The 20,736-nt window shown below is 73.2% G+C and carries 24 protein-coding genes; 8 read left to right on the forward strand and 16 right to left on the reverse strand.

Annotated features, from left to right (window positions below; translation table 11 throughout):
* Positions 1-33 precede the first annotated feature (33 nt).
* On the forward strand, positions 34-792 hold the full coding sequence (locus tag BLU95_RS44405) for a ricin-type beta-trefoil lectin domain protein (protein ID WP_231977828.1): 759 nt from the start codon (positions 34-36) through the stop codon (positions 790-792).
* A gap of 54 nt (positions 793-846) precedes the next feature.
* Positions 847-1,605, forward strand: coding sequence for a ricin-type beta-trefoil lectin domain protein (locus BLU95_RS28590; protein WP_231977829.1), 759 nt, complete (start codon positions 847-849; stop codon positions 1,603-1,605).
* Between the two features lie 15 nt (positions 1,606-1,620).
* On the opposite strand, the gene BLU95_RS28595 is transcribed toward BLU95_RS28590, so the two are convergent.
* Positions 1,621-2,253, reverse strand: coding sequence for a TetR/AcrR family transcriptional regulator (locus BLU95_RS28595; RefSeq protein WP_093862498.1), 633 nt, complete (start codon positions 2,251-2,253; stop codon positions 1,621-1,623).
* A gap of 145 nt (positions 2,254-2,398) precedes the next feature.
* Between BLU95_RS28595 and BLU95_RS28600 the strand changes: the two genes are divergently transcribed.
* Complete coding sequence (locus BLU95_RS28600) at positions 2,399-3,067, forward strand: FMN-dependent NADH-azoreductase (protein WP_093862499.1); 669 nt, start codon at positions 2,399-2,401, stop codon at positions 3,065-3,067.
* Between the two features lie 5 nt (positions 3,068-3,072).
* Positions 3,073-3,396: a DMT family transporter gene (locus BLU95_RS28605; RefSeq protein ID WP_093862500.1), complete on the forward strand. Its 324-nt coding sequence runs from the start codon at positions 3,073-3,075 to the stop codon at positions 3,394-3,396.
* Between the two features lie 35 nt (positions 3,397-3,431).
* On the opposite strand, the gene BLU95_RS28610 is transcribed toward BLU95_RS28605, so the two are convergent.
* The 13 genes from BLU95_RS28610 to BLU95_RS45625 form a co-directional block, all read right to left on the reverse strand.
* Positions 3,432-3,845: a type II toxin-antitoxin system VapC family toxin gene (locus tag BLU95_RS28610; RefSeq protein ID WP_093862501.1), complete on the reverse strand. Its 414-nt coding sequence runs from the start codon at positions 3,843-3,845 to the stop codon at positions 3,432-3,434.
* Positions 3,842-4,069, reverse strand: a complete 228-nt coding sequence (locus tag BLU95_RS42505) for a hypothetical protein (RefSeq protein ID WP_159425026.1) — start codon at positions 4,067-4,069, stop codon at positions 3,842-3,844. The genes BLU95_RS28610 and BLU95_RS42505 overlap by 4 nt, the downstream gene beginning before the upstream one ends.
* 40 nt (positions 4,070-4,109) lie before the next feature.
* Positions 4,110-4,925 (reverse strand): sirohydrochlorin chelatase, encoded by an 816-nt coding sequence (locus BLU95_RS28620; RefSeq protein WP_093862503.1) that lies wholly within the window; start codon positions 4,923-4,925, stop codon positions 4,110-4,112.
* Positions 4,926-4,935: 10 nt separating this feature from the next.
* Complete coding sequence (locus BLU95_RS28625) at positions 4,936-5,847, reverse strand: ABC transporter permease (RefSeq protein ID WP_093862504.1); 912 nt, start codon at positions 5,845-5,847, stop codon at positions 4,936-4,938.
* On the reverse strand, positions 5,834-6,637 hold the full coding sequence (locus BLU95_RS28630) for an ABC transporter ATP-binding protein (RefSeq protein WP_093862505.1): 804 nt from the start codon (positions 6,635-6,637) through the stop codon (positions 5,834-5,836). Before BLU95_RS28630 ends, BLU95_RS28625 begins: the two co-directional genes overlap by 14 nt.
* A 163-nt stretch (positions 6,638-6,800) precedes the next feature.
* On the reverse strand, positions 6,801-7,982 hold the full coding sequence (locus BLU95_RS28635) for an aliphatic sulfonate ABC transporter substrate-binding protein (RefSeq protein WP_093862506.1): 1,182 nt from the start codon (positions 7,980-7,982) through the stop codon (positions 6,801-6,803).
* A gap of 254 nt (positions 7,983-8,236) precedes the next feature.
* A complete protein-coding gene (locus tag BLU95_RS28640) occupies positions 8,237-9,583 on the reverse strand; it encodes a sulfate adenylyltransferase subunit 1 (RefSeq protein ID WP_093862507.1) in 1,347 nt (448 codons plus the stop codon).
* Positions 9,583-10,539, reverse strand: a complete 957-nt coding sequence (gene cysD, locus BLU95_RS28645; RefSeq protein ID WP_093862508.1) for a sulfate adenylyltransferase subunit CysD — start codon at positions 10,537-10,539, stop codon at positions 9,583-9,585. The genes BLU95_RS28640 and cysD overlap by 1 nt, the downstream gene beginning before the upstream one ends.
* Entirely contained in the window at positions 10,536-11,135 is a 600-nt protein-coding gene (cysC, locus tag BLU95_RS28650; protein WP_286158587.1) for an adenylyl-sulfate kinase, read from the reverse strand. The genes cysD and cysC overlap by 4 nt, the downstream gene beginning before the upstream one ends.
* A 70-nt stretch (positions 11,136-11,205) precedes the next feature.
* Positions 11,206-11,907, reverse strand: coding sequence for a phosphoadenylyl-sulfate reductase (locus BLU95_RS28655; RefSeq protein ID WP_231977830.1), 702 nt, complete (start codon positions 11,905-11,907; stop codon positions 11,206-11,208).
* Entirely contained in the window at positions 11,888-12,067 is a 180-nt protein-coding gene (locus BLU95_RS28660; RefSeq protein WP_030391290.1) for an eL43 family ribosomal protein, read from the reverse strand. Before BLU95_RS28660 ends, BLU95_RS28655 begins: the two co-directional genes overlap by 20 nt.
* Positions 12,064-13,788: a nitrite/sulfite reductase gene (locus BLU95_RS28665; RefSeq protein WP_093862510.1), complete on the reverse strand. Its 1,725-nt coding sequence runs from the start codon at positions 13,786-13,788 to the stop codon at positions 12,064-12,066. The genes BLU95_RS28660 and BLU95_RS28665 overlap by 4 nt, the downstream gene beginning before the upstream one ends.
* A gap of 198 nt (positions 13,789-13,986) precedes the next feature.
* Positions 13,987-14,070 carry a putative leader peptide gene (locus tag BLU95_RS45625; protein WP_310593185.1) on the reverse strand — a complete coding sequence of 28 codons (84 nt, stop codon included), beginning with the start codon at positions 14,068-14,070 and terminating at the stop codon, positions 13,987-13,989.
* Positions 14,071-14,390: 320 nt separating this feature from the next.
* On the opposite strand from BLU95_RS45625, the gene BLU95_RS28670 reads away from it, so the two are divergent.
* Together BLU95_RS28670 and rsgA are read left to right on the forward strand one after the other, a co-directional pair.
* Entirely contained in the window at positions 14,391-15,686 is a 1,296-nt protein-coding gene (locus BLU95_RS28670) for a YihY/virulence factor BrkB family protein (protein ID WP_231977831.1), read from the forward strand.
* A gap of 448 nt (positions 15,687-16,134) precedes the next feature.
* Positions 16,135-17,199, forward strand: a complete 1,065-nt coding sequence (gene rsgA, locus BLU95_RS28675) for a ribosome small subunit-dependent GTPase A (protein WP_173862299.1) — start codon at positions 16,135-16,137, stop codon at positions 17,197-17,199.
* A 108-nt stretch (positions 17,200-17,307) separates the two neighbouring features.
* On the opposite strand, the gene BLU95_RS28680 is transcribed toward rsgA, so the two are convergent.
* Entirely contained in the window at positions 17,308-17,763 is a 456-nt protein-coding gene (locus tag BLU95_RS28680; RefSeq protein WP_231977832.1) for an ASCH domain-containing protein, read from the reverse strand.
* A gap of 109 nt (positions 17,764-17,872) precedes the next feature.
* Here BLU95_RS28680 and BLU95_RS28685 point away from each other — a divergent pair, with 109 nt between their 5' ends.
* Positions 17,873-19,444, forward strand: a complete 1,572-nt coding sequence (locus tag BLU95_RS28685; RefSeq protein WP_173862146.1) for a DNA-3-methyladenine glycosylase 2 family protein — start codon at positions 17,873-17,875, stop codon at positions 19,442-19,444.
* Complete coding sequence (locus BLU95_RS28695; RefSeq protein ID WP_353653513.1) at positions 19,441-20,094, forward strand: methylated-DNA--[protein]-cysteine S-methyltransferase; 654 nt, start codon at positions 19,441-19,443, stop codon at positions 20,092-20,094. Before BLU95_RS28685 ends, BLU95_RS28695 begins: the two co-directional genes overlap by 4 nt.
* 91 nt (positions 20,095-20,185) lie before the next feature.
* Here BLU95_RS28695 and BLU95_RS28700 read toward each other — a convergent pair whose 3' ends face one another.
* Positions 20,186-20,716: a GNAT family N-acetyltransferase gene (locus BLU95_RS28700; RefSeq protein WP_093862517.1), complete on the reverse strand. Its 531-nt coding sequence runs from the start codon at positions 20,714-20,716 to the stop codon at positions 20,186-20,188.
* Positions 20,717-20,736: the final 20 nt, after the last annotated feature.

Here is a 20,736-nt window from a genome sequence, read left to right on the forward strand (position 1 = left end):
CACCCGCACTCACTGCTTCCTAGGAGTCCTCCCGTGCGTCGTACCGCCGCCCTTCTGGCCACCGCTCTGCTCGCGGGGGCCGCCGCGCTCACCGCGCCCGCCGCCCAGGCTGCCGGGGGCGCCGCCCCGCGGGCCACCCCGCCCGCACCGGTCGCGGACGCCGTGGCCGCCGAGAACTGCTCTCTCAGGTACTCGGGCTTCGGCGTCGTCGGGACCTGCACCGGCCTCGACCCCGAGCAGACCTGGACCGTCGCGGGCGTGTGCCAGGAGTACCCCAATGGTGTCCCCGTCCCCTCGGGGTACTCGAGTTCCTGGACCACCGGTGACGGCGTCGTCGGCGGGGTCTGCTTCGAGGGCGGGACCCTGGTCTGGTCCAGGATCACCTTCGGGCCCAAGCCGGTGGCCGGGCCGAGGGGCCCGATCACCGGGTACGGGAACAAGTGCGTCGACGTCCGCTACGGCAGCAACGCCAACGGCACCCCGGTGCAGATCTACGACTGCCTGGGCAATGCCGCCCAGACCTGGAAGGTCGCCGTGGACGGCACTGTCCGGGCCCTCGGCAAGTGCCTGGACGTGCAGGGCGGCGTGACCGACATCGGCACCCCGGTGCAGATCTACGACTGCAACGGCGGCGGCGCCCAGCAGTGGCGGGCCCGGCCCGACGGCTCGCTGTTCAACCCGATGTCCGGCCGCTGCCTGGACCTGTTCGCGTACAACACCGGCAATGCGAGCCCGATCGTGATCTGGGACTGCAACGGCGCCGCCAACCAGGTCTGGCACCTGCCGGCCTGATCGCTGTTCGGCACTGAACCGTCCCTCTCCTCCTCACCCCCCGGGAGCATCACCGTGCGCCGAGTCGCCGCCCTGTTCGCCACCGCCCTGCTCGCGGGCGCCGCCGCGCTCACCGCGCCCGTCGCCCACGCGGCGGGGAGCAGCGCTCCGCGGGCCACCCCGCCCGCGCCGGTCGCGGACGCCGTGGCCGCCGAGAACTGCTCGATCAGCTATGTGGCCTTCGGGGCCACCGGGACCTGTACCGGTCTCGACCCGAACCAGACCTGGAGCATCGGGGGCTGGTGCCAGGCCTGGGAGAACGGCTTCCCGGCCATGAAGCCGCTCTGGAGCCCCACGACCGCCGGTGACGGAACCCTGGGCGCGTCCTGCATCCAGGGCGGGATGCCGTACTCCGCCCAGGTCGTCCTCGGACCCAGGCCGCCGGCCGGTCCGACCGGCCGGATCACCGGGTACGGCGACAAGTGCGTCGACGTCCGGGGCCAGAACCAGGCCAACGGCACGCCGGTGCAGATCTGGGACTGCCTCGGCACCGCCGGCCAGCAGTGGCGGATCGGCGCCGATGGCACCGTCCGCGCGCTCGGCAAGTGCCTTGACGTCAAGGGCGGCAACACCGCCCTGGGCACCCCGGTGCAGATCTACGACTGCAACGGCACCGGCGCCCAGCAGTGGCAGGCGCGGGCGGACGGCTCGCTGTACAACCCGCAGTCCGGCCGCTGCCTGGACGACTACCAGTTCTCCACCAGCAACGGCAACCAGTTGCTCATCTGGGACTGCAACGGCTACGCCAACCAGGTCTGGCACCTGCCGGCCTGAGCCTCCCGGCCTCGCTCAGCCCCGGCCCAGCACGCCGTGGGCCAGGGCGGCGAGGCCGGCCGTGATCCGCTCGGGGGTGACGCCGGCCGCGCGCTGGTGGCGGAACAGCTCCGGGGCGAGCGGGGCGAGCAGCTGGTCGGCCAGGACCTCCGGGTCCGGCCGGCCGGCCTCGCGCACCAGGTGGGAGACGTGCAGCCGCCAGAACGCGTGGGCGCCGGTCCGGTAGCGGGCCTCGCCGGTCTCGGCACCGAGCACCAGGTGGACGTGGGTCTCCAGCAGTTCGACCATCGCGGCGTAGAAGGCGGCCAGCCGGTCGGCCGGGGCGGGGTCGCCCCCGGCGCCCGGGTCGCCGGGGCCGAGCGGGGGCGCGCCGCGCAGCAGCTTCTCCTGGAGGGCGCGCTCGTGCTCGTCGAGCAGGGCGCGGGCGATCGAGGCGCGGTCGGGGTAGCGGCGGTAGAGCGTGCCGCGGCCGATGCCGGCGGCCCGGGCGATGTCGTCCATGGTGACGGCGGCCGGGTCGCCGTCGGCGAAGAGCCGCTCGGCGGCGGCCAGCACCTTGGCCCGGTTGCGGGCGGCGTCGGCCCGCTCGCGCGGCGGCGGGCCGTCGGCCAGGGGGAGCTCGGTCGGCTCGGTCGGCTCGGTGGTCATGAGGAGCAACGGTAGAGCGAAGGTGCACCCAAGGGAAGTGGACACTCCGTCCGCTTCCCTTTATCGTTGGGTGCGCCGACAAGTGGACGCCGTGTCCGCTTGAGTCGGCGGTACCGTCCCGCCCAGACCGCCCCGGGGGTTCACCGTGTCCCACCTCCTGCACCTCGACAGCAGCGCGCGCACCGATTCCTTCACCCGCCGCCTCGGCGCCGCCTTCGCCGACGCCTGGCGCGCCGGCGGGGGCGAGGTCACCCACCGCGACCTCGCCGCCGACCCCGTCCCGCCGATCCGCGAGGGCTGGACCACCATCTGCGACACCCTCCAGCGCGAGGAGATCACCGACATCGCCCGCTACGCCGAGGCGGTCCGCACGGATCAGGAGCGCGAAGCCTGGGCGGTCGTCCGGCCGCTGCTGGACGAACTCGTCGCCGCCGACGCCGTCCTGGTCGGCGCGCCGATGTACAACTACGGCATCCCGTCCGCGCTCAAGGCCTGGATCGACCAGGTCACCTTCCCCCGGATGGTGCTCGCCCCGCGCAAGTTCGTGGTGGTCGCCGCCCGCGGCGGCGCCTACGGCCCGGGCACCCCGCGCGAGCCCTACGACCACAACGGCCGCTACCTGACCGACTTCTTCCGCGGCCACTACGCGGTCGAGGACACCGAGGTGATCGCCGCCGAGCTCGTCAACTCCCTGGTCGACCCGGCCCTCGCCGGGCGGGCCGCCCAGCACCGCGAATCGGTGGCCGACGCGCTGTACCGGGCCGGCGAGATCGGCACCAAGCTGGTCGGCTACCGCATCCCGAGGGAGGACTGAGCGCCGTGCCGTGGCTCTGGCTGCTGCTCGCGGGGGTGGTGGAGGTCGCCTGGGCGCAGTCGATCGAACCGACCCGCGGATTCACCCGCCTCCCGCAGAGCCTGCTGTGCCTCGTGCTGATGCTGGTCGCGGTGTTCCTGCTCTCCCGCGCGATGCGGGACCTCCCGGTCGGCACCGGCTACGCGGTCTTCACCGGCATCGGCACCGTCGGCACCGTCCTGACCGCCCTCGCCCTCCGCCACGAGGTCCCGTCCCCGACCACCTTCGCCGGCCTCGGCCTGATCACGGCCGGCCTGATCACGGTGCACCTGGGGGCGGGGGCGCAGTGACCGGGCCCACCTTGCGTCGGGGACGGGTGGTTCCGTCAGTCCGGCAGGAGGTGGAAGGCCGAGGTGTGGAGCGGGCGGACGACACTGAAGTGACGACGGTCCAGAGTGGCGATCTCTGTCAGGCCGAGCCTCTCGGCGACGGCGATCACCGAGGCATCCGTGGCGCCGAGCGGGAAGTCGGCGTAGATCTCGACGAGTTCGGCCATCCGGAGGAGATCACTGTCGACGGTCTCGACCTGTCGGAGCTCACCGGCTGCGACGGCACGGAGGAAGGCGGCCTCGGCCTTGCTGCCCATATCGCGTTCGACGAGGTAGCAGACCTCGGTGACCACGTACGGGGTGACCAGGAGGTCGCCGGAGTAGCTGTCGAAGAACCGTACACATCGGGCGTGGTTGGCGTCGGTGGCGGCCAGAGTGGCCACCAAGGGGCCGGTGTCGACCAGGATCACTCGTCGACTCCCCGCAGTTCGGAGCGGATGATGCGCTTCGCCTCCGAGCCCAGGTCGGGGTTGGCGCTCACTCCTATTCCCGTGAAGCTCAGCCGATGACGCGGTGGAGCCTCGTCCTCGCCCACCAGGCGGAGGGCGTGTCGGCGGACCTCCTCGGCCTGTTTCGGGTCCAGCCGGTCGATGAGGTCATGGAGCTCGGGGTAGTGGTCGTGGGCGACGCTCATGCCCTCACGATACTGCCGACCGTGCCGGGGGCGGGGCTCTTCAAGCCGTGAGGGCTCGGGGAGTGCGGGTGGGCGTGCGGATCGTGATGCCGGCCGCCGCGCGGGCCTCGTCGTAGCGGGTGAGGAGGAGGCGGGCGAGCTCCGGGGTGGGGGCGAGCACGTCGGCCAGCACGTCGGCGGCGGCCTCGGTGGCGGCCTGGGCGATGCGGTCGGGGAGCAGGCCGGGGGCGAGCAGGTAGGGGGAGACGGCGACCCGTTCGACGGCCGGGGCGCGGCGCAGGGCGGCGACGGCGTCCGGGACGCGGGGCCCGCCGGCGGAGGCGTAGGCGACCTCGACGGCGGCCCAGCCGCGGGTGCGGCGCCATTCGGCGGCGACCGCCCTGGTGACGGCGTCGGCGGCCGGGTCGGAGGAGCCGGCGGCGGCGAGCACGACGCCGGTGCGGGCGCGGGCGGCGGGGGAGGCGAGCTCCGGCGCGGCCTCGGCGAGCCGGCGGTCGAGGGCGGCGAGCAGCAGCGGTGACGGCCCGAGGACGTCCGCGAGCGGCAGGTCGGCGCCGACCGTGCGGAGGGCGGCGGGGATGTCGTGCTTGGCGTGGAAGGCCCGGTTGAGCAGCAGCGGGACGGCGATCGCGGCGCCGTCGAGCCGCTCCACCACCTGCGGGATGCGCGGTGCGCAGTGGTCCAGGTAGGCGGTGGCGACGTCCAGGTGGGGGCGCAGCCGGTGCAGCAGCGGGACCAGGGCGGCCACCGCGGCGGCGTGCCGGGGGTCGCGGCTGCCGTGGGCGATCAGGAGCAGGGCGGGGCCGCCCGCCGCCACCGGGGTGGCGGGGGCGGCGGACAGCCGTCGTTCGGTCATGCGGGGGGCCTCACTTGACGGCGGCCAGCAGGCCGCGGTTGCGCAGGACCCGGCGCTCGACCGGGGTGAAGACCAGCAGTTCGATGGCGATGCCGACGAACAGGATCAGGATGATGCCGAGCAGGACGCCCGCCATGTCGGAGAACTCGCGCTGGTTCTCCAGGAACCGGCCGAGGCCGAGGCCCAGGTCGGGGGAGGAGGCGACGAGTTCGGCGGCCATCAGCGAGCGCCAGGAGAAGGCCCAGCCCTGCTTGAGTCCGGCGAGGTAGCCGGGCAGCGCGGCCGGCAGCAGGATGTGCCGGGCCCCGGCCAGGCCGGTGGCGCCGATGGTGCGGCCGGCCCGCAGGAACAGCGGCGGCACCTGGTCGATGCCGGCGACCAGGCCGTTGGCGATCGAGGGGACGGCGCCGAGCAGGATGACGGCGTACATCATCGAGTCGTTGATGCCGAGCCAGATGACCGCGGCGGGAACCCAGGCGACCGAGGGCAGCGACTGGAGGCCGGAGAGCACCGGGCCGACCGCGGCGCGCACCGGCCTGACCCGGGAGACGAGCAGGCCGATCGGGGTGCCGATGAGCAGGGCGACCACGAAGCCGGACAGGCCGCGCCAGACGCTGGTCCAGATGATCGAGAACAGCGTGCCCTGGTACCAGAGGTCCTCGGCGGCGTGCCAGACGTCGAGCGGGCTGGGGAGCTTGTAGGCGGAGGTGACGTGCAGGCTGTAGGCGCCCTGCCAGAGGGCCAGCACCAGGAGGACGCCGAGCAGCGGCGGCAGGACCTTCTGCCGCAGCGTTTCGGCGGTGGAGTTGCGCTGGGTGACGACCGCGTCGAGCGCGTCCAGTCCGGCCTCGACGCCGGCGAAGTCGGCGACCGTACCGCCGTGGCCCGATCCGGCCTTGGTGGTGGTGTCAGTGCTGGCCATGGCGGCGGATCTCCCCACGCAGTTCTTCGGTGATCTCGATGGACAGGTCCGCCACGCCGGCGGACTCGATCCGGCGGGGCTGCGGGAGGTCGATCGTCCACTCGCGGGCGACCCGCCCGGGGCGGGAGGAGAGCAGCACCACGCGCTGGGCGAGCCGGACGGCCTCCCGCACGTTGTGGGTGACGAAGAGGACGGACAGCTTCTGCTCGGCCCAGATCCGGGTGATCTCGTTGTGCAGGACGTCGCGGGTGATGGCGTCGAGGGCGGCGAACGGCTCGTCCATCAGCAGCACCTGGCTGCCCTGGGCGAGGGCGCGGGCCATCGCGACGCGCTGGCGCATGCCGCCGGAGAGCTCGTGCACCCGCTTGCCGTAGGAGCCCTGGAGGCGGACGAGTTCGAGCAGGCGCTCGGCCTCGGGACGGCGGTCGGCGCGGGGCACGCCGGCGAGCTTGAGGGCGAGTTCGATGTTCTTGCCGGCGGTGAGCCAGGGGAAGAGCGCGTGCTCCTGGAACATCAGCGCGGGGCGTCCGCCGGGGACCTCGATGCTGCCCGCGGTGGGCTTGTCGAGGCCGGCGACCAGGTTGAGCAGGGTGGACTTGCCGCAGCCCGAGGCGCCGAGCAGCGTGACGAACTCGCCCGGGGCGACGTCGAGGGTGATGTCGTCCAGGACGTGGGTCTGCGCGCCGGGGCGGCCGAAGGTCTTGTGCACGTTCGAGATCCGGACGGCGGGGGCACCGTCGAGGGTGCCGACGCCGCCGGCGTCGTTCGAGGTGGTCAGTGCCGGGCTCATTCCGGGCACCTCCTGCGTGGTGTGGTCTGGCATCTGGCGACGAGGGAGCGGGGCCGGGGGCCGGGCCCCGCCCGACCGTGCTCGGGGCATCGAGCGGGGTTCCGTACGGACGGGCGGGGGCCGGACCTCGGGGTTCGGGCGCGGTACTGCGGTACGGCGGGCGCTACTTGGCGCCGAGGCCGGCGTCCGCGACGGGGCTCTGCCCCTTCTCCTTCAGCACCTTGTTGAGCAGGGAGAGGTCGTAGATGCCGTTCAGGTTCGGCTTCTTGAGCAGGCCCGCGGTGACCGCGTTGTCCGCCTCGGTCTGCAGGGTGGAGGCCAGCGGGTCGTCCAGGAAGTCGATGTCGGCCCAGGCCGGGTCGAGGATGGCCGGCTCCAGGGCGTTGCCGGCCTCCTTCTTGATCGCCTCGTTGGCGGTGGCCTTGGCCTTGTCCGGGTTGGCCTTGATGTAGGCGTTGGTGGTCACCGAGCCGCGCAGTACGGCCTCGACCACGTCGGGGTGCTCGGTGAGGAACTTCTGCGAGACGATGATGTTGGTGATCACGAACTTCTTGTCCGGCCAGATGTCCTTCTCGTTGAGGAGGACCTTCGCGCCGAGGGTGACCAGCTTGGAGGCGGTCGGCTCGGGCACCCAGGCGGCGTCGATGGAGCCCTGCTTGTAGGCGTCCGGGGTGACCTTGTTGTCGGAGCGGACCACGCTGACGTCGCCGGCGCCGGACTGGGCGTCGACCTTGAAGCCCTTGCCGGCCAGGTAGTTGAGCAGCGCCACGTCCTGGGTGTTGCCCAGCTGCGGGGTGGCGATCTTCTTGCCCTTGAGGTCGTCCAGCGAGGCGACCTTGTCCGGGTTGGCGACCAGCTTGACGCCGCCGGAGGCCGAACCGCCGATGATCTTCAGCGACTTGCCCTCGGACTTGGTGAAGCCGTTGATCGCCGGGGAGGGGCCGATCCAGCCGATGTCGATGGAGCCGGCGTTGAGCGCCTCGATCTCGGCCGGGCCGGCGTTGAAGACCTGGGTCTTGATCTGGGTGGCGCCCAGCTCCTTCTGGAATATGCCGTCCTGGAGGCCGACCAGCGGGGTGCCGTGGGTGAGGTTGGCGAAGTAGCCGATCCGCACGGTGTCCGCGGAGAGCTTGGCCGCGGCCCCGCTGGAGGCGGAATCGGCGGCGGGGGCGGCGGTGTTGGTCTTCTTGTCGTCGTTCTTGGAACCGTAGCTGCACGCGGAGAGCAGTGCGACGGCGGTGAGACCGGCCACGACGGTCACTGCGGAGCGTCTGATCCGGCCGGCGCGGGGGCGAACGGTCGGATGCGGGTCGTGGCCGTGCGACAGTGCCTGGTTCGGTGCCATGGTGAGTCCTGTTCGCGGACGGACCGTCAGGAAGCGGTCTCGGGGCGGAAGTTCGGTCAAGGTTGTGCTTGCGGCACCGTGCGGGGTGCCGGGCAAGCCGGGCCGGCCTGCGGTCGGGGCGGCGGCCCGGTGACAGGGCGCTTCTCAGCCCTGTCGGCCCGCACATCGCGTCAGGCCGCCCTGGCCGCTGCCGAGGACGCCGCTGCCGATGCGGCCGCCTTCCTTGTCCATGCCCGAGAACGCCTCGCTGGGCATCAGACCCAGTCCTCCTCGTCGGGTTCGCTGTCGTCGGTGCCGGCGCTGCCGGCGGTTGCGAAGGCCTCGCCCGCCATGCCGGCGGTGAGGGTGGTGCCGTCGGCCGGGTCGATCAGGAGGAACGAGCCGGTCCGGCGGTTGTCGGTGTAGTCGTCGAGGGCCAGTGGCTCGGCGGTGCGCAGCACCACGTGGCCGATGTCGTTGACGTTCAGGCCGTCGGCGCCGGAGCGCCGCTCGAGGGTGTCGATGTCGATCCGGTAGGTGATCTCCTTGACCAGTGCCCGGACGGTGCGGGTGGTGTGCTTGAGCAGCACCTTGTCGCCGGCGCGCAGCGGACGCTCGTTGAGGTGGCTGACGGTGGCCTCGATGTCCTTGGTGGGGACGGGGGCCGGGCCGGCCGCGATGAGGTCGCCGCGGGAGATGTCGATGTCGTGGGCCAGGCGCACGGTGACCGACTGGGGGGACCAGGCGATGTCGGTGGTGCGGCCGAGTACGTCGATGCCGGTGACGGTGGTGGTGTGGCCGGAGGGCAGCACGGTGACCGGGTCGCCGACCCGCAGCACGCCGGAGGCGAGCTGGCCCGCGTAGCCGCGGTAGTCGGGGTGTTCCTCGGTCTGCGGGCGGATCACGTACTGGACCGGGAAGCGGGTCGGTTCGGCGCTCGGGTCGCTGCCGACGGGGACCGTCTCCAGGTGTTCCAGCAGGGTCGGGCCGCCGTACCAGTCCATGTGCGCGGAGGGCTCGACCACGTTGTCGCCGGCGAGTGCGGAGATCGGGACGGCGAGCACGTCGCCGATGCCGAGGGAGGCGGCGTAGGCGGTGAACTCGGCGGCGATGGCGGCGAAGACCGGCTCCGCGTAGTCGACCAGGTCCATCTTGTTGACGGCGAGGACGACGTGCGGCACCCGCAGCAGGGCGGCGACGGCGGCGTGCCGGCGGGTCTGCTCGACGACGCCGTTGCGGGCGTCGACCAGGACGACGGCCAGTTCGGCGGTGGAGGCGCCGGTGACCATGTTGCGGGTGTACTGCACGTGCCCGGGGGTGTCGGCGAGGACGAACCGGCGCCGGGGGGTGGCGAAGTAGCGGTAGGCGACGTCGATGGTGATGCCCTGCTCGCGCTCGGCGCGCAGGCCGTCGGTGAGCAGCGCCAGGTCGGGTGCCTCCTGGCCGCGGCTGAGGGAGGCGCGTTCGACGGCCTCCAGCTGGTCGGCGAGCACGGACTTGGAGTCGTGCAGCAGTCGGCCGACCAGGGTGGACTTTCCGTCGTCGACGGAGCCGGCGGTGGCGAAGCGCAGCAGCGAGGTGGCGGTGCCGGTCGGGGTCGTGCCGGTCTGGGTGGTGCTCATTAGAAGTATCCCTCGCGCTTGCGGTCTTCCATCGCGGCCTCGGAGAGCTTGTCGTCGGCCCGGGTGGCGCCGCGCTCGGTGAGGCGGCTGGCGGCGATCTCGGCGATGACCTTGGCGATGGTGGTGGCGTCGGAGTCGACGGCGCCGGTGCAGGACATGTCGCCGACGGTGCGGTAGCGGATCAGCCGCCGCTCGACGGGCTCGTCGTCCCTGGGGCCGCCCCATTCGCCGGCGGTCAGCCACATGCCGCCGCGGGCGAAGACGTCGCGCTCGTGGGCGTAGTAGATCTCCGGGAGTTCGATGGACTCGCGCTCGATGTACTGCCAGACGTCCAGTTCGGTCCAGTTGGAGAGCGGGAAGACGCGCACGTGTTCGCCGACGGCGTGCCGGCCGTTGTAGAGCGACCACAGCTCGGGGCGCTGGCGGCGCGGGTCCCAGGCGCCGAACTCGTCGCGCAGGGAGAAGACGCGCTCCTTGGCGCGGGCCTTCTCCTCGTCGCGGCGGCCGCCGCCGAAGACGGCGTCGAAGCGGCCCTTCTCGATGGCGTCGAGCAGCGGGACGGTCTGCAGCGGGTTGCGGGTGCCGTCCGGACGCTCGCGCAGCCGGCCGTCGTCGATGAAGTCCTGTACCGAGGCGACGTGCAGGCGCAGGTTGTGCTCGGCGGCCACCCGGTCCCGGTAGTCGATGACCTCGGGGAAGTTGTGGCCGGTGTCGACGTGCAGCAGCGAGAACGGGATCGCGGCGGGCCGGAAGGCCTTGAGCGCCAGGTGCAGCATGACGATGGAGTCCTTGCCGCCGGAGAAGAGGATCACCGGGCGCTCGAACTCCCCCGCGACCTCGCGGAAGATGTGCACCGACTCGGCCTCCAGCGCGTCCAGGTGGGACAGCGCGAAGGGCGCCCCCGAATTGCGCTCGGGGTCCTCGGCGCGGAGCAGGCTGTCCGTCGCGGTGGTCATGCCAGGCCCCTCTCGGTCAGGAAGACGTGCAGTTCGGCGGCGGAGTCGGCCACCTCGCGGCCCTGGGTCTGCAGCCGCAGCTCCGGGTTCTCGGGGGCCTCGTACGGGTCGTCGACGCCGGTCAGGCCGGAGATCTCGCCGGCCGCCTGCTTCGCGTACAGCCCCTTGACGTCGCGCTCGGCGCAGAGCTCGACCGGGGTGGCGACGTGGATCTCCAGGAACGCGGTGCCGTTGGCGGTGTGCCGTTCGCGGACCGCCGCGCGGGAGTCCGCGAACGGGGCGATCACCGGGGCGAGCACCTTGACGCCGTTGGCGGCGAGCTTCTCGGCGACGAAGCCGATCCGGGTGACGTTGGTGTGGCGGTCCTCGCGGCTGAAGCCGAGTCCCTTGGAGAGGAACTCGCGGATCTCGTCGCCGTCCAGGACCTCGACCTTGTGGCCCTCGGCGCGCAGCCGCCCGGCCAGGGCGAAGGCCAGCGTGGTCTTGCCCGCGCTCGGGAGCCCGGTCAGCCACACAGTGGCGCCGCGCTCGCAGGGACCGGCCGCGGGGGCCGCCTCCGCGGCTCCGGCGGCGGCCGGGGTGTCGGCTGTGGTCACGGTGGAAGTCCTTAGAACGGGGGGTCGACGGTGATCGGTGGTGGTCCGCGGAGGTCCGCGGGGACGGGGTCTAGAGGTGGATGCCGCACTCGGTCTTGCCGGAGCCGGACCAGCGGCCCGACCTGGCGTCCTCGCCCTCGCCCGGCTTGCGGGTGCAGGAGAGCGGCGAGCAGCCGATCGAGGTGTAGCCCTCCCACAGCAGCGGGTTGAGCAGCACGCCGTTGGCGTTGACGTAGGCGTCCACGTCCTCCTGCGTCCAGCGGGCGATCGGGGCGATCTTGACCTTGCCACGCCTGGGGTCCCAGGAGACCACCGGGGTGTTCGCGCGGGTCGGCGACTCGTCGCGGCGCAGTCCGGTGGCCCAGGCGTCGTAGCCGCCGAGGCCGCGGTTGAGCGGCTCGACCTTCCGCAGCGCGCAGCACCGGTCCGGGTCGCGGTCGTGCAGCTCCTGCCCGTACGCGGCGTCCTGCTCGGCCACGGTCAGCGCCGGGGTGAGCGTGATGACGTTGACCGGCATGGTCGCGGCCACCGCGTCCCGGGTGCCGATGGTCTCCGGGAAGTGGTAGCCGGTGTCCAGGAACACCACGTCCACCCCGGGGAACACCGAGGAGGCCAGGTGGGCGACGACCGCGTCCTCCATCGAGGAGGTGACGCAGAAGCGCTTGCCGAAGGTGTCGGCGGCCCAGCGCAGGATCTCCTGCGGCTCGGCCTCCTCCAGCTCGCGGCCGGCCCTGGTGGCCAGCTCCTCGAAGTCAGTCGTCGTGCCGGTCACTCCGGTTACCCCCATTGCTCGGTGACAGCAGGCCGAGGAACTTCAACTGGAAGGCCCGGCGGCACCCGTGGCATTCCCAGGCGCCGTGCCCGGCCTCGGACGGACGCAGGTCCTCGTCCCCGCAGTAGGGGCAGAAGAAGGGGGCGGCGCGCTCACTCACGACAGCTGCTCCTCGCTGGCGCGGGCCGCCCACTGGGCGAAGCGCTCGCCCTCGGTGCGGTCCTCCTGGTACCGGGTCAGGACGCGCTCGACGTAGTCGGGCAGGCCGTCCTTGGTGACCTTGAGGCCGCGGACCTTGCGGCCGAAGCCGGCCTCCAGTCCGAGCGCGCCGCCCAGGTGCACCTGGTAGCCCTCGACCTGGTTGCCCTGCTCGTCCGTCACCAGCTGGCCCTTGAGACCGATGTCCGCGACCTGGATGCGGGCGCAGGCGTTCGGGCAGCCGTTGATGTTGATGGTCAGCGGCTCGGCGAACTCGGGCAGCCGCTGCTCCAGCTCGTCGATGAGCGTGCGGCCGCGCTCCTTGGTCTCGACGATGGCGAGCTTGCAGTACTCGATGCCGGTGCAGGCCATGGTGCCGCGGCGGAACGGCGAGGGGGTGACCCGCAGGTCCAGCGCCTCCAGGCCGGCCACCAGGGACTCGACCCGGTCCTCGGGGATGTCGAGCACGATCATCTTCTGCTCGGCGGTGGTGCGCAGCCGGTCGCTGCCGTGGGCCTCGGCGAGGTCGGCGATCTGCCCGAGCAGCTTGCCGTCGACCCGGCCGACCCGGGGCGCGAAGCCGACGTAGTAGCGGCCGTCCTTCTGCCGGTGCACGCCGACGTGGTCGCGCCAGCGGCCGCTGGGCTCCGCCGGGGCGGGGCCGTCGACCAGCTTGTACTTGAGGTACTCGTCCTCCAGCACCTGGCGGAACTTCTCGGTGCCCCAGTCGGCGACCAGGAACTTCAGCCGGGCGCGGTTGCGCAGCCGGCGGTAGCCGTAGTCGCGGAAGATGCCGATGACGCCGCCGTAGACGTCGGCGACCTCGTCGAGCGGGACCCAGGCGCCGAGCCGGACGCCGAGCTTGGGGTTGGTGGACAGGCCGCCGCCGACCCAGAGGTCGAAGCCGGGGCCGTGCTCGGGGTGGACCACGCCGACGAAGGCGATGTCGTTGATCTCGTGCGCGACGTCCAGGAGCGGCGAGCCGGAGACGGCGGACTTGAACTTGCGCGGCAGGTTCGAGAAGTCCTTGTTGCCGATGAAGCGGCGCTGGATCTCGTCGATGGCGGGAGTGCCGTCGATGATCTCGTCCTCGGCGATGCCGGCCACCGGGGAGCCGAGGATGACGCGCGGGGTGTCGCCGCAGGCCTCGGTGGTGGACAGGCCGACGGCCTCCAGCTTCTGCCAGATCGCCGGGACGTCCTCGATCCGGATCCAGTGGTACTGGACGTTCTGCCGGTCGGTCAGGTCGGCGGTGTTGCGGCCGTACTCCTCGGAGACCTCGGCGATCGCGCGCAGCTGGGCGACCGTCAGCCGGCCGCCGTCGATCCGGACCCGGAGCATGAAGTACTCGGCGTCGAGCTCGTGCGGGTCGAGGATCGCGGTCTTGCCGCCGTCGATGCCCTCCTTGCGCTGGGTGTACAGCCCCCACCAGCGCATCCGGCCGCGCAGGTCGGCCGGGTCGATCGAGTCGAAGCCCCGCTGGGCGTAGATCGTCTCAATACGTGTCCGCACATTGAGACCGTCGTCGTCCTTCTTGAACTGCTCGTTGGCGTTCAAGGGGGTGTAGTGGCCCATGCCCCACTGGCCCTCGCCGCGGTGACGGGTCACCTTGCGAACCGCGGCGGTGCGGCGCGCGGGGGCGCTCTCGGCCGTGGGTTCGGCGGTCTCGGGAGTGGTGGCCATGGTGAAGTCCTTCGGGGCAGGTGGCTCTGACGCCGGGTTGGTCGCGGGGCGTGCTCGAACCGGCGAAGCTGCTGTGACCTGCGGGTTTCTCAGGACCGGGAGAGCATTCGCGGCGGCCGGGCGGGCGCCTGCGCATCCGCTTCGACGGGGATGGCGGTGAGGTGGCGCCGGGTGCGGTGGGAGGCGGCGGGGTTGGGCTCAGGTCACCGGACAGATGGCGCTGGACACGCGAAGGAGATCGACGTGAAGTCGACCTACTAGGGTGGTTCCGGCGCTCGGCATGGCAAGAGATTCGCACGGAGCACGACTCGCGGTCCACTAACGTCCGTATTTTGGACCTCAGAGTTTCGGATCGCGAGATGCCGGAGCGTTCCCGCCGCTCCCGCCGACCGGGCCCCGGATCCTCTTCTTTTCCGCGCCCGCGCGGCACTCGCGTACCGCCCGCGCCTCACCCGCGTACCGCCCGCGCCTCACCCGCGCAGTGCCCGCGCGGCACTCGCGTACTGCCCGCGGGCCGCTCGCGCACCGTCCGCGGGCCGCCCGTGTCGCGCCCGTGCCCCGGGAGAGGGGCCGACCGGTCCGGGCCCGATAACGTTGGCCCTGTGCAAGCAGCAGGCGAAACGACCCGGTCGACCCCCGAGCGCCCCTCCCGTCGTCGGGGCAAGGGGTCCCGCCGGGCGGCCAAGCAGGCCACCTGGCGGACGACCGTCTGGGCGCTGGTCAAGGACACCACCAACACCTGCGTCGAGTACCGGGTCACCGGACTCGCCGCGGAGGCGGCCTTCTTCACGCTCCTCTCCATCCCACCGCTGCTGCTCTGCCTGGCCGGCACGCTCGGCTACCTCGACGACTTCCTCGGCGCGGGCACCATCGACAAGCTGAAGGCCGACATCGTCAAGGCGGCCGGCACGGTGCTCTCGGACTCCTCCATCACCCAGGTCGTCCAGCCGCTGCTGCGCCAGGTCTTCGACCAGACCAGGCCGGACCTCGTCTCGATCGGCTTCCTGCTGTCGCTCTGGTCCGGCTCCCGGGCGCTCTACATCTTCATCGACACCATCACCGTGATGTACGGGCTCGACGGCAAGCGCGGCATCGTCAAGACCCGGCTGATGTCGCTCGGCCTCTACCTCGGCGCGCTGGTGATCGGCTCACTGGTGCTGCCGCTGCTGATGGCCGGGCCGGGGCTGGTGACCAACGCCGTGCCGGAGAGCGGCGGACTGATCAACGCCGCCTACTGGCCGTTCGCGATCCTGCTGCTGATCGTCTCGCTGACGACGCTCTACCACCTGGCGGTGCCGGTCTCCACGCCCTGGCGCGAGGACATCCCGGGCGCGCTGGTCGCCCTGGTGGTACTGGTCTTCTGCAGCGTCGCGCTGCGCCTCTACCTGGTCAGCTCCATCGAGGGCCACTCGGTGTACGGCTCGCTGGCCGCGCCGGTGGCCGTCCTGCTGTGGATCTTCGTGGTCGCGCTCGCGGTGCTCATCGGCGCCGCCATGAACGCGGCCATAGACCGCCGCTGGCCCACCCTGGAGACCGCCGACGCCCGCGCCGAGAACGAGCGCGCGCACGAGGAGGCCGCGGCCGCCGTGGTCCGCGAGGTGGCCGCCCGGCGCGCCGTCGAACGGGCCCGCCGGGCCCGCGAGCTGGGCCTCGCCGAGGGCGGCGAGGAGGAGTACTGGGAGGAGGACGGCGAGGACGCCGACGTGCCCTCCGAGTACCCCGAGCGGTGGGCCGACGTGCTCGCGGCCGACAACCTCCGCGGCCGGATCACCGCGCGCGGCGGCGGCCCGCACCACCGGCCGGCCCCGCCGCCGCCGGACAGCGACCGGCCCACCGCGCCGCCGCCCGAGTACCCGCTGCCCAGCCGCCCGCCGAGCCCGCCGTGGGACCGGCGGTGAGCTCCGGGGCGCACGGAACCGCTGGTGGGGTACGGAACCGCAGGTGGGGCACGGAACCGCGGACGGGCACGGAACCGCTGGTGGGGCACGGAACTGCAGGTGAAAAACCGGTTGGCAGGGTGGACCGGGCCCGCTAGCGTGTGAGCGTCCGGTTCGGGCGGCGTCGCGCGCCGTCCGAGGAGAGAAAGCAGGAGGTGAGTCCCGTGGCCACGATTGCCATGACGGCTGCCCGGGGCAGCAACCGCATCCACCTCTCCCTGCCGGCCGCCGGCTGACGTAGCCCTTCGCGCACGCAGCCGCAGCAGCCCGGCGGGACCACTTTCCTCCCGAAGGGCCCACTGCGTTGTTCAACGCTGCCTCCGTTCCGTTCTCCTCTTCTTCCCCCCTCTCCGCCCTCTCCGCCCTCTCCGCCGCCGACGGTTTCGAGCCCGCCGCACCCGCCGGGTCGCTGGCCGCTTACGGCTGGACCAGCGCGCTCGACGAACTGTTCGCGCCGCTGGCCGAGGCCGGGCTGGTCCCGGCCCGGATCGTCCGGATCGACCGGGGCCGGTGCGACGCCGTCCTGGTCGACCCCGGCACGGGCGAGCTCCGCACCGTCCGGGCCGACACCCGGCAGGTCGGCGACGCCGACATGATCAACTGCCCGTGCACCGGGGACTGGGTCGCCGTCGACCTCTCGCCCGGTCTGCCCGTGCCCGCGGTCGCGGCCCTGCTGCCGCGCTCCACCGCGATCATCCGCAAGGTCGCCGGCAAGCGCTCCGACGGCCAGGTGCTCGCCGCCAACGTCGACACCGTGGTGATCGCCGCCTCGCTCGCCGCCGAGCCGGACCTCGGCCGGATCGAGCGCTTCCTCGCCCTCGCCTGGGAGTCCGGCGCCGAGCCGCTGGTCGTGCTCACCAAGGCCGACCTGGTCGACGACGCCGACTTCATCCGCGCCGACGTCGAGGCCGCCGCGCCCGGCGTCACCGTTCTGGTGGTCAGCGCCGAGACGGGCGAGGGGATCGACGTGCTGCGCGCCTGCACGCCCGGCACCACCGCGGTGCTCGGCCAGTCCGGCGTCGGCAAGTCCACCCTCACCAATGTGCTCGCCGGGGTCGATGTGATGACCGTCCAGGCCGCCCGCTCGGGCGACCAGAAGGGCCGGCACACCACGACCACCCGTGAGCTCGTCCTGCTGCCCGGCGGCGGGGTGCTGATCGACACCCCCGGCCTGCGTGAGGTCGGCCTCTACGGTGGCGAGGGCGTGGCGCTCGCGTTCGCCGACATCGAGGAGCTGGCCGAGGGCTGCCGCTTCCACGACTGCCGCCACACGAGCGAGCCCGGCTGCGCGGTGCGGGCCGCCCTGGAGGACGGCTCGCTGCCCGAGCGCCGGATGGACAGCTATCTCAAGCTCCAGCGGGAGAACGAGTGGATCGCCTCCCGCTCGGACGCCCGGCTCGCCTCGGAGCGGTTGAAGAAGTGGAAGACCATCACCAAGTCGATGCGCGCCTCGGGAGGTCCCGTGAAGCGGTGACCTCGGGCCGGTGCCGCTCCGCCCGGCCCGCCCGAGCCCCCTGTCCACCGGCCCGTCCGGCCCGCCGCCGCTACCGGGGGCGGGCCGGGCGCCGGGCGGCGGTGGCCGTCAGCGGAAGTCGGCGACCAGCCGGAACCGCTCCAGGATCACCCGGGTGTCGTCCGTGACGGTGAAATCCGGGTCGCCGAGCGCCGCGCGCAGCTCGTCGCTGTGCCAGAACCGCTCGTGCCCGGACCGCCACTCGGCGAGCGTCGTGTACCCCTCGCCCTCGTCGAGGGCGTGCTGCAGGTCGACCTCGTCGAGCCGGACGATCCGGACCTCGGCGACCTCGGTCACCGCGACGATCCGCCCGGCCGAGTCCACCACGGCGCCCCTGGTCCCGGCCAGCGGCAGCGGCTCGTCCTCGGCCTCGTACTCGGTGACCAGGCCGGTGGTGCTGGTCTTCGCCCCGGACAGCACGGCCTCGACCAGCCGGTCCCGCAACGGGCCGGGGAAGGCGAACTGCTCGACGCGCAGCGCGGTGACCCGGGGGTCGTCCGGACCGGAGTAGGGCTGCTCGGACACGGGATCTCCTGTCGGTCGGGGTGGGGGACCCGCGCAGGCTATCCGGCCGGGGCGGGCGCGGGCTCCTGGTTTTCCACCGGCCCGGCGTCCGGGCGCCGGGCCGACGCCCATGTCCGATTTCCGCCGGTCGAGGCCCCTCCGGTGCCGCAGACTGGACAGCGTGATCGACGACGACATCCGGTACCGCGCCGTGGACAGCCGGGACGCCCGCTTCGACGGTGTCTTCTTCACGGCCGTCACCTCGACCGGCATCTACTGCCGGCCGAGCTGCCCGGCCGTGACCCCGAAGCGCGTCAACTGCACCTTCTACCCCAGCGCCGCCGCCGCCCAGCACGCCGGCTTCCGGGCCTGCCGCCGCTGCCGCCCCGACTCCGTCCCCGGCTCGCCCGAGTGGAACCAGCGCGCCGACCTGGTCGGCCGGGCCATGCGGCTGATCGGCGACGGCGTGGTGGACCGCGAGGGCGTGGCCGGTCTGGCCGACCGCCTCGGTTACAGCTCCCGCCAGCTCCAGCGCCAGCTCACCGCCGAACTCGGCGCCGGCCCGATCGCGCTGGCCCGCGCCCGCCGAGCCCAGACCGCCCGGCTGCTGCTCCAGACCACCGGGCTGCCGGTCACCGAGATCGCGTTCGCGGCCGGCTTCGCCTCCGTCCGGCAGTTCAACGACACCGTGCGCGAGATCTACGACCGCACCCCGAGCGGGCTGCGCGCCGAGGTGGCGGCCGGCCGGCGCACCGCGACCCCGGCCGGGGGCCTCGCCCTGCGGCTCGCCTACCGGGGCGCCCTGGACAGCGACCACCTGATCGACTTCCTCGCCCTGCGGGCCGTGCCCGGGGTGGAGGAGGTCGTGCCCGGACCGGGCCCCGGCGTGCGGACCTACCGTCGCACCCTCGCGCTCCCGTACGGCACCGGCATCGCCGAGGTGGACGGCCTGGGCGCCGACCGGCCGGTTGCCCGGGGGTGGCTCGACTGCCGGCTGTTCCTCACCGACCTGCGCGACCTGCCGACCGCCGTCCAGCGCCTGCGGGTCCTGTTCGACCTGGACGCCGACCCGGTCGCGGTCGACGAGCAGCTCGGCGCCGACCCGCTGCTCGGTCCGCTGGTCCGGGCCCGCCCCGGGCTGCGCTCGCCGGGCCACGTCGACCCGCACGAACTGGCCGTGCGCGCCGTCCTCGGCCAGCAGGTCACCGTCGGCGCGGCCCGCACCCTGGCCGGCCGACTGGCCGAGAAGTACGGCACCGCGCTGCCCGAACCCAGCGGCGGACTGCGGTTGCTCTTCCCGACCGCCGCCGCGCTGGCCACCGCCGACCCGGAGGACTTCGCGATGCCGGCCGCCCGGCGCCGCGCGCTCACCGGCCTGTGCGCCGCCCTCGCCGAGGGCACCGTCCGGCTCGACGGCGGCGTCGACCGGGAGGAGGCGGCCGCTCAACTGCTCGCCCTGCCCGGCATCGGCCCGTGGACCGTCGGCTACCTGCGGATGCGCGCGCTCGCCGACCCCGACGTCTTCCTCCCGAGCGACATCGGCGTCAGGCACGGACTGCTCCGGCTCGGCGCCCCGGGGGACCCGAAGTCCGCCGCCCTCGCGTCCGGCGCCTGGGCCCCGTGGCGCTCCTACGCCGTGCACCGCCTCTGGGCGGCCCCGGCCGACGACCTCAGCACCCGAACGGAGAACACCCCCGCATGAGCACCACCGAGAAGACCACTCCGAAGACCACTCCGAAGACCACGATCCCGAGGACGACGGCTCCGAGGACGACGACCGGCAGGACGACGACCGGGAACGCCGCGGACGGGAACGCCGCGCCCGGGGGGACCTCCGGCGGGACCGGCACCACGGTCTTCACCTTCATGGAGAGCCCGTTCGGGCGGCTGATGCTCAGCGGCGTCCGGCCCGTGGACGGCGGTCCGGCCGCGCTGGCCACCGTCACGGCCCCCGGCCAGAAGTACGCGCTCGCCGAGCCCGCCGACGACTGGGAGCACGACCCGGAGGCGCTGGCCGAGCCGGTGGCCCAGCTGACCGCGTACTTCGCCGGGGAGCGCACCCGGTTCGACTTCCCGCTCGCCCCCGTGGGCACCGAGTTCCGGCGCCGGATCTGGGAGGCGCTGGACCGGATCCCGTACGGGGAGACCGTCACCTACGGCCGGCTCGCCGAACTGGCGGGCGAGTCCCCGCGGGCCGTCCGCGCGGTCGGCGGCGCGGTCGGTGCCAATCCGCTGCTCATCGTCCGCCCCTGCCACCGCGTCGTCGGGGCCAACGGCGCCCTCACCGGCTTCGCCGCCGGGACGGACCGCAAGCGCTGGCTGCTGGACCTGGAGAGCGGCGCCCTGTTCTGACGGCCGGGGAGGTACGGGGCGCCCGCCGGGCCCGGCCCGCCCGGAGGAGGACCGGCCCGGGCCACGCCGCAGGGCGGTCGGGACGGGACCGTCAGCCGGCGACCGAGGCCAGGTCCACCCGCCAGTCGTTGCTGCGCATCCAGCGGCCGGGCGGGAACTCGAAGTCGGTCTCGCCGACGAGCGTGAAGCCCGCCCGGCGGCAGACGGCGTTGGAGGCGGGGTGGTCCACCGAGGGGAAGGCGTGCAGGTGGCGGTGGCGCGCGGTGCGGGCCGCGGCGCCGACGGCGGCCCGCGCCGCGGCCGCGGCGATGCCCCGGCCCCGGTGGGGCGGGAGCACGTTCCAGCCCATCTCGTAGACGGTGCCGCCCTGCCACGCGCGCTCGGCGTAGCCGACGCTGCCGACGGCCACCCCCTCGGGCACCTCCTCGGTCTCCAGCACCACGCGGTACATGCAGCCGGTCCCGGAGGGCACGAAGTCGAGGTAGCGGCGGTGGCGGACGAGCATCCGCTCCTCGCTCTCCGGACCGCCGACGTGCCGGCGCATCTCCGGGGTGTTGATCAGCCGCAGCAGGGCGAGATCGGAGTCGGTCCAGGCTTCGAGCCGCAGCGCGGGGGTGTCCATGACCGGACGATAGTGGCGCC

This window comes from Streptomyces sp. TLI_053 (assembly GCF_900105395.1).
In the GTDB taxonomy this organism is placed as follows: domain Bacteria; phylum Actinomycetota; class Actinomycetes; order Streptomycetales; family Streptomycetaceae; genus Kitasatospora.